This window comes from Piscirickettsia litoralis (assembly GCF_001720395.1).
Classification (GTDB): domain Bacteria; phylum Pseudomonadota; class Gammaproteobacteria; order Piscirickettsiales; family Piscirickettsiaceae; genus Piscirickettsia; species Piscirickettsia litoralis.
On the sequence record NZ_MDTU01000001.1, the window covers coordinates 2,975,341 to 2,986,393 of the forward strand.

The 11,053-nt window shown below is 41.6% G+C and carries 12 protein-coding genes and 1 pseudogene; 9 read left to right on the top strand and 4 right to left on the bottom strand.

The features are described from left to right. The 3 genes and pseudogenes from BGC07_RS14705 to BGC07_RS21265 form a co-directional block, all read right to left on the bottom strand. Positions 1–262: pseudogene (locus BGC07_RS14705) on the bottom strand (archaetidylserine decarboxylase); the annotation flags it as partial. Positions 263–278: 16 nt separating this feature from the next. Next, positions 279–950: a ribosome small subunit-dependent GTPase A gene (gene rsgA / locus BGC07_RS21260; protein ID WP_201258179.1), complete on the bottom strand. Its 672-nt coding sequence runs from the start codon at positions 948–950 to the stop codon at positions 279–281. Beyond that, on the bottom strand, positions 911–1,327 hold the full coding sequence (locus tag BGC07_RS21265; RefSeq protein ID WP_201258153.1) for a ribosome biogenesis GTPase RsgA family protein: 417 nt from the start codon (positions 1,325–1,327) through the stop codon (positions 911–913). The genes rsgA and BGC07_RS21265 overlap by 40 nt, the downstream gene beginning before the upstream one ends. A gap of 125 nt (positions 1,328–1,452) precedes the next feature. Between BGC07_RS21265 and orn the strand changes: the two genes are divergently transcribed. The 5 genes from orn (at position 1,453) to BGC07_RS14735 (ending at position 4,762) form a co-directional block, all read left to right on the top strand. Beyond that, positions 1,453–2,046: an oligoribonuclease gene (orn, locus tag BGC07_RS14715; RefSeq protein ID WP_069313707.1), complete on the top strand. Its 594-nt coding sequence runs from the start codon at positions 1,453–1,455 to the stop codon at positions 2,044–2,046. Continuing rightward, on the top strand, positions 2,046–2,513 hold the full coding sequence (gene tsaE, locus BGC07_RS14720; protein ID WP_077216971.1) for a tRNA (adenosine(37)-N6)-threonylcarbamoyltransferase complex ATPase subunit type 1 TsaE: 468 nt from the start codon (positions 2,046–2,048) through the stop codon (positions 2,511–2,513). The genes orn and tsaE overlap by 1 nt, the downstream gene beginning before the upstream one ends. A gap of 297 nt (positions 2,514–2,810) precedes the next feature. Further along, complete coding sequence (locus BGC07_RS14725; RefSeq protein ID WP_235603280.1) at positions 2,811–3,800, top strand: N-acetylmuramoyl-L-alanine amidase; 990 nt, start codon at positions 2,811–2,813, stop codon at positions 3,798–3,800. Between the two features lie 336 nt (positions 3,801–4,136). After that, positions 4,137–4,370 (top strand): hypothetical protein, encoded by a 234-nt coding sequence (locus BGC07_RS14730; RefSeq protein ID WP_069313709.1) that lies wholly within the window; start codon positions 4,137–4,139, stop codon positions 4,368–4,370. Beyond that, a complete protein-coding gene (locus tag BGC07_RS14735) occupies positions 4,370–4,762 on the top strand; it encodes a hypothetical protein (protein ID WP_069313710.1) in 393 nt (130 codons plus the stop codon). Before BGC07_RS14730 ends, BGC07_RS14735 begins: the two co-directional genes overlap by 1 nt. Positions 4,763–4,857: 95 nt before the next feature. Here BGC07_RS14735 and BGC07_RS14740 read toward each other — a convergent pair whose 3' ends face one another. Next, positions 4,858–5,550, bottom strand: coding sequence for a DUF2147 domain-containing protein (locus tag BGC07_RS14740; protein ID WP_069313711.1), 693 nt, complete (start codon positions 5,548–5,550; stop codon positions 4,858–4,860). A 223-nt stretch (positions 5,551–5,773) separates the two neighbouring features. Here BGC07_RS14740 and BGC07_RS14745 point away from each other — a divergent pair, with 223 nt between their 5' ends. From BGC07_RS14745 to BGC07_RS22680, 4 genes are all read left to right on the top strand, one after another. After that, positions 5,774–8,143 (top strand): 3-hydroxyacyl-CoA dehydrogenase/enoyl-CoA hydratase family protein, encoded by a 2,370-nt coding sequence (locus BGC07_RS14745; protein ID WP_069313712.1) that lies wholly within the window; start codon positions 5,774–5,776, stop codon positions 8,141–8,143. 14 nt (positions 8,144–8,157) lie between these two features. After that, positions 8,158–9,354 (top strand): acetyl-CoA C-acyltransferase, encoded by a 1,197-nt coding sequence (locus BGC07_RS14750; protein ID WP_069313713.1) that lies wholly within the window; start codon positions 8,158–8,160, stop codon positions 9,352–9,354. Between the two features lie 68 nt (positions 9,355–9,422). Next, complete coding sequence (locus BGC07_RS14755) at positions 9,423–10,733, top strand: AMP-binding protein (protein ID WP_235603282.1); 1,311 nt, start codon at positions 9,423–9,425, stop codon at positions 10,731–10,733. Further along, on the top strand, positions 10,720–11,053 hold a 334-nt coding region (locus BGC07_RS22680; RefSeq protein ID WP_449421082.1), incomplete at its 3' end, for an AMP-binding enzyme. The genes BGC07_RS14755 and BGC07_RS22680, both read left to right, overlap by 14 nt.

The following is an 11,053-nucleotide window of genomic DNA, read 5'->3' on the forward strand; positions in this document are numbered from 1 at the left end:
AGGCAATGGCATTTTTTGCAGGTGCAATTGGGCGTAGTTCAGGCTTAATAGCACGGGTGAAAAACTGATTGAACGTTCTGTAATTGTCTGGATTTTCCTCAACCGCTTCGCTCATATCGACCTGATAGCGCTTAACAAAATCACGTAAACCGTAGTGAGTGACGAGTGGAATACGACGCTCTGCAAGAAAGCCGAGAAAGCGGGAATATAGATGTTGAGGAACGATATAACGCTGTAAAAAACGTTGAATACGGTTTTTCATGGACGCTTGACTATCCTCAGTTCGTCGGTTTCTGTGCAGAATTAGCTAAATGGCTTGATTCTAATATTGTTTTCATAATGCGATGGTAATTGGTTAATCGCAGCGGCTGAATCTTCCCTTGTTTTGCCGCGGCTGTCAAGGCACAGCCTTTCTCATTATCATGGGTGCAATTACGAAACTGGCAGTGACCAATAAAGGGTTTGAAGTCAATAAAGCCGTTGATCAGACGTTCAGGCTCGATATGCCAAAGGCCAAACTCGCGGATGCCTGGAGAATCGATGATATTGCCGCCGGTAGGGCAGTGATAGAGTGTTGCTGCTGTTGTGGTATGGCGACCTTTTTGATTGCTGTCGGAGATTTCTGCAACTCGGGCTGAATCATTCTCAAGTAGCATATTGACCAATGATGACTTTCCAACGCCCGACTGGCCGACAAATACATTATTCGCGCCTTTTAAGGCCTGGCAGAGTGGGGCAAGGCCGTGATTTCCTTTCGTGCTGGCTTGAATCAAGTCATAACCCATATCACGATAATGCTGAAAGCGTTGTAAATATTCTTTTTGAGCCTCGAGGCTAAGTAGATCTATTTTATTTAAAACTAAAGAGGGGCGAATGCCTTGCAGTTCGGCGGCGACTAAATAACGGTCGATCAGAATTTCTTGGGCTTCGGGTTCTGAGGCGAAGACGATAAAATATGGCCGATGTTCGCTGCAATAGTTTTAATTTTACCATATTTATCAGGGCGTAATAGTTCTGAATGACGGGGGCGGTTGGCAACAATGACACCGTCGGAGCCTTTGGCTTGGCGAAAAATTACATTGTCTCCTGCGACGACTGAGCCGACATTTTGACGGAAGAAACAGCGGACGACCTCGCCCGCTGTTATTTGCACATCGGCGCTTTGACCATACTGAGTAATAACAATGCCATCTTCTTCGGCGCTGAGCTCGCTAGAGTGCAATAGATCATCGATGTATTGCTCTTGTTTCTCAGCACGTTTAATGCGCTCTTGCTGTGTTTTTTCAATGCGCCACGATTGGCGGCGGGATAAACGTCGTTTGGCCATAAGCTCCTATCACTTGATGATCTAATAAATTACGCTAGCATAGTGTACACCGAGAGACGTGTATAATGTATGTCTAGTGTAGATGAAATTAGAATTATTGATAAATTAGGGTATAGGTCAAGGTAATGGCAGACGAGAACAAGAGTCAAAATGAGCAAGCTGGGCGAATGATTTGGATTGATCTTGAGATGACAGGCTTAGAAGTCAAACAGGATAAAATCATTGAAATTGCAACCATAGTCACGGATGCTGAATTGAATATCCTTGCCGAAGGGCCAGTCTATGCGATTCATCAGTCAGATGCTGTGCTTGAAAACATGAATGAATGGTGCATTAAGCAGCATGGGCAATCAGGGTTGACTGAACGCGTGCGCAAGAGTGATAAGTCAACCCAAGAGGCTGAGCGCTTAACGATTGAGTTTTTAAGCCAGCATATTAGCAAAGGCGCTTCGGCGATGTGTGGAAACAGTGTTCATCAAGATCGCGCATTTTTAAGAGAATACATGCCTGAACTTGAAGCATTTTTCCATTATCGCAATATCGATGTCAGTACCTTTAAAGAGCTCGCTCAGCGCTGGAATCCTGAAATCTTAAAGGGCCTAACTAAGGAAAGTAAACATTTAGCGCTTGATGATATTAAAGATTCGATTGATGAGCTTAAATATTATCGCCAAAAAATTTGGTGCCCAGTACAAGAGGAAGCCCAAGAGAAAAAATGATGCGTGATTATCAGTTATCTATTGCAGATAGTAGAAAAATGGAAGCGTTTGGTGCAAAGCTTGCATCTTATTGTAAGCAGTTGAGTCTCTTGCAGTTGCATGGTGATCTCGGAGCAGGAAAAACAACACTAACGCGGGGTTTTCTGCGGGGGTTACAGGTGACAGGCGCTGTCAAAAGCCCGACATATACTTTGGTTGAGCTTTATGATACGCCTGCTGTGAATGTCGCACATTTTGACTTGTATCGCCTGGCTGATCCTGAAGAGTTGCTGTTTATTGGCATAGAAGAGTATTTAGCTGAACGTTTATGCATCGTCGAGTGGCCTGAGAAGGGCTTAGGGGTTTTACCGGTTGCAGATCTTGAATGTATCATCAGCTATGAAGACGAAGGGCGTCATCTTCAGTTTAAGGCAGGCAGTCAAGCGGGCCAGGCGGTGCTGGTGCAATTGCAGTCAGATCTGGCTTAAAACGCAGGTAAGGGCTTTTAAACAAGCCCTGTTATTGATTATAAGTTTTGGCTTAATTAATACTTCTTTTGCCGCTGATCTTAAAACAGTTCGACTTTGGAGTAAAGAACGTAGTAGTTATATTGGTTTTGAGCTTTCCCGTAAACCGGTTTATCAGGTATTTCACTTACACCAGCCTGCAAAAATTAGTGATTGACTTTCATCACACTGCATTAAAAAACATCGCTGTCGCGTTTAAAACTGAGTCCTTATATTAAACGCGTTCGCTATGCTTTACAGAAAAACAAAACATTGCGTGTGATTTTTGATCTGGATCGGTCGGTTCAGGTTTCTACGCATTGGCAAGGGCATCGTAGTCGCTTACAACTGATATTATCTGCATCGGCTTTAAAAGAAAATAAAGAAAAGCCGATATTATGGCGCTTGGCCAGAGTTCTAATCGACCCGGGGCATGGTGGGCATGATCCTGGGGCTGTGGGGAAAAATAACATTTATGAAAAAAATATTACTTTAAGTGTTGCTAAACAATTAATGAATTATTTAAATCGCTTGCCGGGGGTGCAAGCGTCTTTAACACGGGATACAGATCAGTTTATCGGCTTACGTGAACGCTTAGCGAAATCTCGACAAATGGGAGCAGATTTATTTATCTCTTTGCATGCCGATCACTTTAAAAATACTCGAGCTAGAGGTGGTTCAGTTTTTATTTTATCAAGAGAAGGTGCAAGTTCAGAGGCAGCCAAGCTGCTAGCTGAACGTGAAAATGCAGCGCTGATTGGCGGTCATGTTTCTTTAAAGAAAACGAAGAAAAATGTTGCTGAGGTATTATTAGACTTATCACAAAATGCGACGTTAAAGCAAAGTCGCCAATTTGCTGGTGTAGTGCTTAATAAATTAAAAAAATCTATACCATTACACTATAAAAAAATTCAGCGCGCTGATTTTGCCGTACTTAAAGCACCAGATGTGCCCTCTTTACTCGTTGAATTAGGATTTATTTCTCATCCAGGTGAGGCTAAAAAGCTCATGCAAGCGGGTTATCAAAAGCGTTTGGTCAGCGCCTTAGCAAACGGGGTGGTGAGTTACCTGGAGCAACACCCGCCAGAGCAAACCTGGTTTTCTCATCGGCATCGCTATTATAGGGTCAGCTCTGGAGAGTCTTTATCTAAGATTGCCTTAAAACTTAAATCCAGTTTATCCGCATTACGTCAGGCGAATCACTTAAAGGGGGATCATATTCGGGTTGGTCAGAAATTACTGGTGCCTATAGAAAAATCAATAGGTTAAAGTTCTTTATCGCACTAGCTTTAACTGTAAGTAATATTATTTTGTCTGATAATGTAAATATTTTGTCTAGTATTTTATAATAAGCCATCTGCTTTATCATTATAATCTCCTTAGTTCTTGGGAAAATGTGAAATATTTTGGAGATTATGATGCAGGATAATAGTGCAATTGATTTAAATATGGGGTCTTTGGTCATGAAGGTTGAAGGTCAAGCCGTTTTAAAGGGGGACTTTTACCTATTTATCTAACCTTTCACAGTGTTTTACTAAAATTGAGAGCGAGCAAGGTATTGATAATATTATAGTCAATGCGTTTGCTTATTCTTTATGTAATGTGATGGATGCAGATGGCATAAAGCATGATGTTATGGAAAATTTAAAACGAACAAAAATATTTGAATCTTTGCCTATTGATTATCTACTTGTGAGTGAAATGTTTCATAGTGCGAAAGTTTTAATGCTTGCTTTATTTGTTCGCTATTTAAACCACGCAGAACTAGAACAAGTGACTGATTCTATGGAAAGGTTAATTGCTTTATTTGAAAAAGAAAAAATAGTTATCAGGGATTAATGAGACGCTATATTGCTAAGGCTTTAGCTCATCTACAAGGACAATCTACGCCTGCACAACAGGTTGAATATGATAAAATATTAGAGAATCCTTTTCAATCTATATTCGATGCAGTTCAACTAGGGCACAGCGAAGAAATTAACCTTAATGGCTGTAAATTGCGTAAGGCCAGTATTGGTCGCTTGCTTAAATCGGCGCAATCTTTTCATGATGGAGATATAGCTCGGTCGATTTGTTTTATGGATGAGGCAATACCTACATTGGTGAATAGCCAGTTTGGTTTTTTCGATTATTTTAATCATTATCAATTATGGGTGTGTGAAAAAAATAATGGTCTGATTTTTGTTTATGCGCTGTATTTAAATTATAATTTTTTTAAAGGGTATACCTAATAAATTCGATGAGATGGGTAAACAGTATATCTGTGAAAATATAGCTACATTTGATAAAAAATTAAGTCAAGGGATCATTGAGAATACTTCAATTTTTACGAGTTCCATATAGCCAGATCATGTGGTTGAATCGGCTTTAATTTTTTGTATAGCCCAGAGGCTCTGGGCTTTTTCAGGAAATAAATTAGCTTGTGATGAGTGTGAACTCTGAATTTTTTTGCGTCTTGTGTTTGCAGTGCATGAATTTGCTTAGGTGTTATTCTAAGCCAGGTCTGACTACGTCCGAAAAGAGAAAAGCCGATATAACCACGAACATCGAGTTTTTGGCCCTGGTCTGTTAAGGTAATCTTGCTTTTATAAACACTGCCGCTATCGGGGTCGAGAATAGTACCTCCATCCCAAACGCTACTGTCAGATTCATGCTTTAAGTTGTTAATAATCGGTAAGCCAATGACTTTTGCATTTTTTAACTCTCCAGAACATTTTGTGCAGAAGGTATGAGACGGTGGGTTACCTGCTGATTTTTTATATAAAAATCCTGCATATATTTTTCCGTTCAGTACAGTTTCTGTTTTACCGTTTATTGTTTTAGTTTGCTTGTAAATTTTGACAATACCATGAGGTTTGCCAGTGTGATCATCGATTGTCTCCCAATAACCAACAGGGCTTTGAAAGTTAGTTTTTGGTTGTGCTTGAGTATTGGTATTTGGTGTTGCTGCAAAACTTGTGAGTGTCGCCAGACTAAATGCTGTGCCGAGTAACAGTGTTGAGTATAGTTTCCGTTTCATAATGAAAATCTCCTTGTTTAAATTCATCTCATATTACTGATTTTTTATTGAAAGTAAATTTACTCTTTATTTTGCAGTGCGTTATATTGTTTATCGGGATTTTTCTATGATGAGTCTTGCATGTTAGTACAAAGAAATGTAAGAATTAAGCGCAGAACTGAGTGATCATTCAATTTTTTGTGCTGATCGACCGATAACAATGGAATAGTAGTGAGGGAGAAAGATGGCTAACGAAACACCTTTTTACATACGCAAGGTCGCTGTTTTGGGCGCGGGCGTTATGGGTGCGCAAATTGCTGCACATTTTGCTAATGGGAATATCGAGACGATTTTATTTGACTTGCCAGCAGAAGGAAAAGACATTAACGGACTTGTTAAAAAATCATTGCAAGGGTTGAAAAAGCTGAAGCCAGCGCCTTTTGCTGTTGATCATATTGCCACACAAATTACCCCAGCAAATTATGAAACTGACTTAGAATTATTAAAAGATTGTGATTTGGTCCTGGAAGCTATTGCTGAGCGTGTTGATTTAAAAAATAGCTTGTTTGAAAAAGTAACGCCTTACCTTAAAGAAAATGCGGTATTAGCAACGAACTCTTCTGGTTTGAGCATTAATGAGTTGGCTAATAGCCTGCCAGAGAAAGTTAAGAAGCGGTTTTGTGGCGTACATTTCTTTAATCCACCACGCTATATGCCATTGATCGAAATTATTCCTCAAAAAAGCACTGATAGCCTATTACTTGACCAGCTAGAAGGCTTTTTTGTTAGCTCATTGGGTAAAAACGTTGTACGTGCGAAAGACACGCCTAACTTTATTGCTAATCGCGTTGGTGTATTTTCAATGCTGGCAACCGGTCATTACACAGAAAAATTCCAGCTGCCTTTTGAAATTGTCGATGCGTTGACGGGGACTAAGATTGGCCGCGCAAAAAGTGCGACCTATCGGACGGCAGATGTGGTTGGCTTAGACGTATTTGCTCATGTTGTGAATACTATGAAAGAAGGCTTGAATAATGACCCTTGGTCTATGCTTTATCAAATGCCTGAATTTATTAATATGCTCGTTAAAAAAGGGGCATTAGGACAGAAAACAAAAGCAGGTATTTACAAGAAAGAAGGTAAAGATCTTTATGTTCTGGAGTTATCAACGGGTGAATATCGTCTTTCGGATGAAAAATTATCAGATGATGTTAAAGCAATTTTAACAGAAAAAGATGTTGCGAAACGTTTTGCCTTATTGCGTTCCTCGAGCTTACCTGAAGCGCAGTTTTTATGGTCATGCTACCGTGATTTATTCCACTATTGTGCCTACCATGTTGGCGAGATTGCACAGACCGTGCGTGATGTCGATTTAGCTATTCGTTGGGGCTTTGGTTGGCAAGAAGGTCCGTTCGAAACATGGCAAAAAGCGGGTTGGCAGCAAATTACCGCTTGGATTGAAGAAGATATTGCCAATGGCCTTACTTTAAGCCAAGCTAGTTTGCCTCAATGGGTGCATGATGTTGCTGAATATAACGGTGTATATAGCACAGATGGGGCTTATAACCCACATATTAATCAATTTGTCGGTCGTACTGAGCTTGATGTCTATAAGCGTCAATTAAGCCCGCAAACTGTACTTGCAGAACCTGTTATCACCGGTGAAACACTCTATGAAAACGAAGGTGTACGTCTGTGGACGACCGGTGATGATATTGCTGTTTTATCATTTAAATCTAAATTATGTGTGATTGGTGAAGATGTACTCGATGGTATCGTTGCAGCGGTTGAAGTTGCTGAAAAAACCAGTAAAGGCTTAGTGGTTTGGCAAGAAGGTGAGCACTTTAGCGCCGGTGCTAATTTATTACAATTTGCTGAACTCTTTATGGTTGAAGGCATCGATCGTATGCGCGAAAGTTTGGAGAAATTCCAGCGCACAACACTCGCCTTACGTTATGCAAAAATTCCAACTATTGCGGCAACACGTGGCTATGTGTTTGGTGGTGGCTGTGAAGTGATGATGCATTGTGATCGTACTGTTGCAGCGTTAGAGTCTTATATTGGCTTGGTTGAAGTGGGGGTTGGCTTAATTCCTGCGGGCGGCGGTTGCAAAGAAATGGCGTTGCGTGCATCACGGAGCATCGACCCCTATAAAGAAGTGCAAAACTATTTTAAGAATATTGCGATGGCAGAAGCTGCGACGAGTTCACGTGCCGCAGGGCCAATGAATTATTTGCAAGATGCGGATGTAACGGTGATGCATGCTGATGAAATTTTATATGTAGCTAAGCAGCAAATTAGTGCCATGGCTGAGTCGGGTTATCGCCCTCCAGTGAAACCGCAAATTCCAGTGATCGGCCGTGAAGGCATTGCGACGATGAAGATGATGATCGTGAATATGAAAGATGGTCACTTTATTTCCGAGCATGATGATTTAATCGCAACCAAAGTGGCAGAAGTGATTTGTGGGGGTGATTTAGATGCTGGCACACTCGTTGATGAAGAGTGGTTCTTGCACCTTGAGCGTGAAGCTTTCTTGTCATTGCTCGAAACAGAAAAGACTCAAGCCCGTGTTGAATACATGCTAAGAAATGGTAAACCATTGCGTAATTAATTGAGGACAAAGGAATGAAAAAAGTTCAAGACGTTTATGTGGTTGCGGCAAATCGTACACCGGTCGGCAAGGCATATAAAGGGGCATTTGCTCACACTCGCCCAGATGATTTATTAGCCCATGCAATTTCAGGGACACTGGCAAACGTGCCAGTGATTGACCCTGCAAAAGTCGATGATGTGATTATCGGTTGTGCGATGCCTGAGGCTGAGCAAGGCATGAATGTGGCCCGTATTGGTAGTTTACTCGCAGGTTTACCAAATTCAGTACCAGCTATGACGGTCAATCGTTTTTGCTGTTCCGGTGTAGAAACAGCCGCATTAGCAGCCGCACGTATTAGTGGTGGTTTGGCTGATGTGATTGTCAGTGGTGGTGTAGAAAGTATGAGTATGGTGCCTTTAGGGGGCAATAAGCTCAATGCGAATCCTAAAGTGTTTGATGGCGACCATGATGTTGCCATCGCTTATGGGATGGGCTTAACCGCTGAGCGTGTCGCCGATAAGTATAAGGTCAGCCGTGAAAAGCAAGATGAATTTGCATTAGAAAGCCATCGTCGGGCAGCAATAGCGATAGAAAAAGGCTATTTTAATGATGAAATCTTGCCAATGGGTATTGTTCGCACTGGTGCTGATTTAGATCGCAATGAGGTGATTAGAAAGAATATCACGGTCAGTCAAGATGAAGGGCCACGACCTGATTCTAGCTTAGAAGCATTGGCAAAATTAAAGACAGTCTTTATGCAAGGTGGTTCGGTGACAGCAGGGAATTCATCTCAAATGAGTGATGGTGCGGGTGCGACCTTATTGGTGAGCGAGAAAGTACTGCATGAAAATGATTTAACACCTATTGGTCGCTTTGTTGGTTATGCAGTGGCTGGTGTTGAGCCAGAATACATGGGAATTGGCCCGATTGCTGCGGTTCCAAAAGTACTTAAGCAAACCGGTTTATCTCTTAGTGATATTGATTGGATCGAACTAAACGAAGCCTTTGCTGCGCAGTCATTGGCGGTGATTAACGAGCTTGGTTTAAATACTGAGATTGTGAATCCGCAAGGGGGTGCCATTGCATTGGGCCATCCGCTAGGTGCGACGGGTGCGATTCGTGTGGCGACTTTGCTGCATGGCATGCGTCGTGATAAGAAAAAATATGGTATGGTGACTATGTGTATAGGAACCGGTATGGGCGCTGCGGCAATTTTTGAAGCGCTTTAGAACGTTATTTTATTTAAGGATTGCGGGTCGGTTATGGCCCGCCTCGTGATCAAGGTGAGGATGTTGGCATGGAAAGGACTTGGTTGCAGCAATACCCAGAAGGTGTAAGTGCTGATGTGAAAGCGGATGAGGCAACAACCTTACTGAGTATTTATGCGGACTCATGCCAGAAGTATGCGGATTTACCGGCATTTACATGTCAGAATACCACGATGAGTTATCGGCAGCTTTGGGAGAGAAGTTCTCAGTTCGCAAGCTTTTTACAGCATGAATTAAAATTAAAAAAAGGTCAGCGTATTGCGATTATGCTACCTAATTTATTGCAATACCCCGTTGTTTTATTTGGTGCATTTCAAGCGGGTTTAACGGTTGTTAATATTAACCCTTTATATAAAGCACGCGCTTTAGAGCATCAACTTCGTGATTCAGAAACAGATGCTATTGTTGTTTTAGAAAATTTTATTGGCGAGCTAGAGCGTGCAATCCAAAAAACAGAGGTAAAGCATGTGATTGTCACTTCTGTTGGGGATTTGTACTCGTTTGCTAAGCGCCATGTCGTGAATTTTATTGTACGTAGAAGTATAGATAAATCAGTGCACTCACAACTGACGATGACAAGCTTGAAAAAGGCATTGTATATCGGCCAGCAGCAACGTTATCGTGAGGTTTTAGTTGAGTCGGCTGATATTGCTTTCTTGCAATATACCGGTGGGACCACAGGTTTAGCGAAGGGGGCGATTTTATCGCATGGCAATCTAGTAGCTAATGTCTACCAGACTTATGAGTGGCTAAAAGCCGTTCCAAAAATCCAGACGACAGAGCAATTATCGATTATCACAGCACTGCCTCTCTATCATATATTCTCACTTGAGTGTAACTGCTTATTGTTCTTGAATCTGGGAGGGCGGAATATTCTCATTCCTAATCCAAGAGATATTCCATCATTAGTCAAAGTATTAAAGAAAACACCGTTTCACTTTGTCAGTGGGGTCAACACACTATTTAATGCATTAGTTCGGCATGCTGAATTTAAACAGGTTAATTTTTCTAAATTACTCGCTGTTGTCGGTGGCGGGATGGCGGTTCAACAGTCCGTTGCTGATCAATGGGAAAAAATAACTGGTGTGCCAATTTGTCAGGCGTATGGCATGACGGAGACCTCGTGTGCAGTGACGATTAATCCGGTTGGTGACTCATTTAATGGCAGCATTGGTTTACCTATTTCATCCACCTTTGTTTCTGTACGCCGTGAAGATGAGAGTATTGCAAAGGCAGGTGAACACGGTGAAATTTGCATCAAAGGCCCACAGGTGATGCGAGGTTATTGGAAGGATGCTAAGGCCACTATTGCGGCCTTTACTCAAGATGGGATTTTTTAAAACGGGGGATATTGGCTATATCGATGATAAAGGGTTTGTCTATCTAGTGGATCGCCTAAAAGATATGGTATTGGTGTCGGGATTTAATGTTTATCCTGCTGAAATTGAAGATATAATTAGTCAAATGCCAGGTGTCAAAGAGGTTGCTGTAATTGGAGTACCTTGTAAGCACAGTGGTGAGGCGATTAAAGCCTTTATTATCCCAACGCCGGGTTTTCACCTCACTCAAGAGAGTGTTAGGGCCTATTGTAAAGAGCGCGTAACCGCTTATAAAGTCCCTAAGCTTGTTGAGTTTTGCCAAGATTTACCAAAAAGCAACA

Coding starts and splice junctions, on each gene's coding strand:
- BGC07_RS21265 (WP_201258153.1), bottom strand. CDS start 1,327: ATGGCCAAACGACGTTTATCCCGCCGCCAATCGTGGCGCATTGAAAAA.
- orn (WP_069313707.1), top strand. CDS start 1,453: ATGGCAGACGAGAACAAGAGTCAAAATGAGCAAGCTGGGCGAATGATT.
- tsaE (WP_077216971.1), top strand. CDS start 2,046: ATGCGTGATTATCAGTTATCTATTGCAGATAGTAGAAAAATGGAAGCG.
- BGC07_RS14730 (WP_069313709.1), top strand. CDS start 4,137: ATGGATGCAGATGGCATAAAGCATGATGTTATGGAAAATTTAAAACGA.
- BGC07_RS14735 (WP_069313710.1), top strand. CDS start 4,370: ATGAGACGCTATATTGCTAAGGCTTTAGCTCATCTACAAGGACAATCT.
- BGC07_RS14740 (WP_069313711.1), bottom strand. CDS start 5,550: ATGAAACGGAAACTATACTCAACACTGTTACTCGGCACAGCATTTAGT.
- BGC07_RS14745 (WP_069313712.1), top strand. CDS start 5,774: ATGGCTAACGAAACACCTTTTTACATACGCAAGGTCGCTGTTTTGGGC.
- BGC07_RS14750 (WP_069313713.1), top strand. CDS start 8,158: ATGAAAAAAGTTCAAGACGTTTATGTGGTTGCGGCAAATCGTACACCG.
- BGC07_RS14755 (WP_235603282.1), top strand. CDS start 9,423: ATGGAAAGGACTTGGTTGCAGCAATACCCAGAAGGTGTAAGTGCTGAT.